The following is a 2805-nucleotide window of genomic DNA, read 5'->3' as shown; positions in this document are numbered from 1 at the left end:
CGTAACCGTCCGATTGGGACCGCCTGCCTGATAGCGCGATAATCTCTTAAGAGACGGTCATAGCGACGTCGCTAACGACGTCTCTTGATTGGGGATTGCGATGCGGGCGGAGATACTGGGTCAGGAACGGCGGCGCCGGTGGACGGACCAGCAGAGGCTAGAGATCATCGGATCGGTCGGCATCGATGGCGCAACGCTGGCAGAGGTGGCCCGGCGCCATGAGATAACCCGGCAACAGATTTACACCTGGCGGCATGATATGAAGAAGCGCGGGTTCGTGATGGGCGAACCTGAGCCGGTCTTTCTTCCCGTGGACATGCCCGCCGTTCGGGACGCTGAAGTTGCCTACAGCGTTGTTCCGGGCGCGACTTCCATGGTCGAGTTACGCCTGGTTCAAGGTCGGACCTTGCGCTTTGACAGCGAGATCGAGGCCATCACCCTGACCCGGCTCATTCGCTGCGTGGAGGCGGCGTGATCGGACCGGGAACCGGCGTAAGGGTCTATCTGGCCTGCGGCGTCACTGACATGCGCAAAGGCATTTCCGGGCTTGCTCAGCTGGCCCAGACGGTGCTGCGACAGAAACCGACCAGCGGCGCGGTGTTCGCTTTTCGGGGACGACGCGGTGACAGGGTGAAGCTACTTTACTGGGATGGCCAGGGTTTTTGCATGTATTACAAAGTTTTGCAGCGCGGTCGTTTTCCTTGGCCCTCTGCGGCAGACGGAACCGCACGATTGACGTCAGCGCAGCTCGCGATGCTCTGGGAGGGCATTGACTGGAGGCGCCCGAATTGGGGCGCACCGCCGGCACACGTGGGCTGATTTTCGTACTGAATCCGCCTGTTTCTGTGGATTTTCCTGCTGCCCGTTGGTAAAAAGGATCATGCTGAACGCAGCGCAAAATCTTCCCGAAGACCCGGCTTTGCTGAAGGCGATGATCGCCGATTTGCAGGCTGAAAACGCGAAGTTGACCGCAGCGGTCCGTGCACACGATCTGGTGGTTCAGGCCCTGCGTCTGCGCATTGCCAAACTGAAGAAGCAGGCCTTCGGGAAGTCCTCGGAGAAGATCGAACGCGAGATCGAGCAGCTGGAACTGGCGCTGGAGGATATTCTGGTCGCCGCGGCACAAACCGTTGCGTTGACGAGTGATGTCAAAGAGGACGAGGAACCCGCGGTTCCCGCCAGCGTACGTGGCAAAGCCCGGCGTCCGCGCGTGGCGCCGGGCACGCCGCGCGAGCGCAACGAACTCGACCCGGGCAGCGCCTGTCCCGATTGCGGTGGCGAGTTACGCCTCGTCGGCGAGGACGTGAGCGAAATCCTCGAGATGATCACGGCCCGGCTGAAAGTGATCGAGGTGGCGCGTCCGAAAAAATCTTGCCGTTGCTGCGAGAAGATGGTGCAGGTGCCGGCCCCGAGCCGCCCAATCCCCGGCAGCATGGCCGGAAGCAGCCTGCTTGCTTACGTGCTCGTCTCAAAGTTCGACGATCACTTGCCGCTGTACCGGCAGAATGAGATCCTTGCCCGCATGGGCGCCGACATTCCCCGCAGCACGCTGGCTGACTGGTGCGGCAAGGCAATGCGAACCCTGTTGCCCTTGATCGAGCGTATTGAGAGCTCGGTTCTGACCAGCGACGTTATCCATGCCGATGATACACCGATCCAGGTACTGGATCACACGAGGCGCGCCAAAGGGCTCGGCAAGGGTGTGAGACAAGGCAGGATCTGGGGTTACGTTTGCGATCAGCGGCCATGGAGTGGCCCGGCGCCGCCAGGTGTAGTCTATCGCTTTGCCCCGAACTGGAAGGCGGAGCATGTGCAGAACCACCTTTGCAATGCGAGCGGTATTCTCCAGGCCGACGCCTACAAGGGATATGCGAAGCTGTACGAAACCGGCGCGGATGGCACACCGCGCTTCCGGGAGGCTGCCTGCTTCGCCCATTGGCGGCGTGACTTCCACGACATCTGGAAAGCGAACAAATCCCAGATCGCGCGGGAGGCCCTCGATCGTATCGGCCAGTTGTATGACATCGAGCGCGAAATCGCCGGCAAACCTGCCGATGTTCGACGTGCCGTGCGCCAGGAGCATAGCAAGCCCAAGCACGAGGCATTGCGCGCATGGGCCGAGCAGCAACTTACCCGCATCCCGGTCAAGGGCGACCTGGCCAGCGCGTTTCGGTATGGTCTGGGCCGCTGGCCGGCCTTCTCACTGTTCATCGAAGACGGGCGCGTCGGCATAGACAACAATGCCGCTGAGCGAGCCGTGAGGCCCATTGGTCTGGGACGGCGCAACTGGCTCTTCGCCGGCGCAGATACAGGCGCCGAAACGCTGGCACGGGCCATGACGCTTATTGAAAGTGCCAAGATGAATGGCTTGGATCCGCAGGCTTACCTCGCCGATGTGCTCGGCCGAATCCACGACCACAAAATCAACCGGATCGACGAATTGCTGCCTTGGAATTGGACGGCGATGAGCGCGCCGCAAGCCCTCGCAGCCTGATGGCCACGATCACGCACGTGCGCACCTTGGACTATGCCGCGAAAATGCTCGGCGAGGACGTGGAACTGCTGGAAGCCATAGTTTGGAATGGCGACAATCTGACATACGGCACCATCATCAGTGTCTACACCGGCCCGGACCAAGCGATCACCGCGCTAACCGACGACGGCGTCGAAGAACTGAGCGACATGCTCAGAGATGCACGCCGCACCACCGAGACCTGGCACGGCTTCCTCGATGACTTCCTCGATGATCCCGAGCTCGCCGCCCGCTTCAAGGCCCAAACGCCGCGGTAACGCCCGGACGGTTAC

Annotated in this window: 4 protein-coding genes; all 4 read left to right on the top strand. The window is 61.5% G+C overall.

Annotated features, from left to right (window positions below):
- The first annotated feature begins 100 nt into the window (after positions 1-100).
- The 4 genes from GVL61_RS24305 (at position 101) to GVL61_RS24290 (ending at position 2790) form a co-directional block, all read left to right on the top strand.
- Positions 101-475, top strand: a complete 375-nt coding sequence (locus GVL61_RS24305; protein WP_159983832.1) for a transposase — start codon at positions 101-103, stop codon at positions 473-475.
- On the top strand, positions 472-819 hold the full coding sequence (tnpB, locus tag GVL61_RS24300; protein ID WP_255456527.1) for an IS66 family insertion sequence element accessory protein TnpB: 348 nt from the start codon (positions 472-474) through the stop codon (positions 817-819). The genes GVL61_RS24305 and tnpB overlap by 4 nt, the downstream gene beginning before the upstream one ends.
- Positions 820-880: 61 nt before the next feature.
- On the top strand, positions 881-2494 hold the full coding sequence (locus GVL61_RS24295; RefSeq protein WP_200844957.1) for an IS66 family transposase: 1614 nt from the start codon (positions 881-883) through the stop codon (positions 2492-2494).
- Entirely contained in the window at positions 2494-2790 is a 297-nt protein-coding gene (locus GVL61_RS24290) for a hypothetical protein (protein ID WP_159983828.1), read from the top strand. The genes GVL61_RS24295 and GVL61_RS24290 overlap by 1 nt, the downstream gene beginning before the upstream one ends.
- Positions 2791-2805: the final 15 nt, after the last annotated feature.

The organism is Novosphingobium sp. 18050 (assembly GCF_902706195.1).
GTDB lineage: Bacteria > Pseudomonadota > Alphaproteobacteria > Sphingomonadales > Sphingomonadaceae > Novosphingobium.
Note: the sequence above shows the minus strand (reverse complement) of the source record. Positions and strands in the feature narration are given on the sequence as shown.

Coding starts and splice junctions, on each gene's coding strand:
- GVL61_RS24290 (WP_159983828.1), top strand. CDS start 2,494: ATGGCCACGATCACGCACGTGCGCACCTTGGACTATGCCGCGAAAATG.
- GVL61_RS24305 (WP_159983832.1), top strand. CDS start 101: ATGCGGGCGGAGATACTGGGTCAGGAACGGCGGCGCCGGTGGACGGAC.
- GVL61_RS24295 (WP_200844957.1), top strand. CDS start 881: ATGCTGAACGCAGCGCAAAATCTTCCCGAAGACCCGGCTTTGCTGAAG.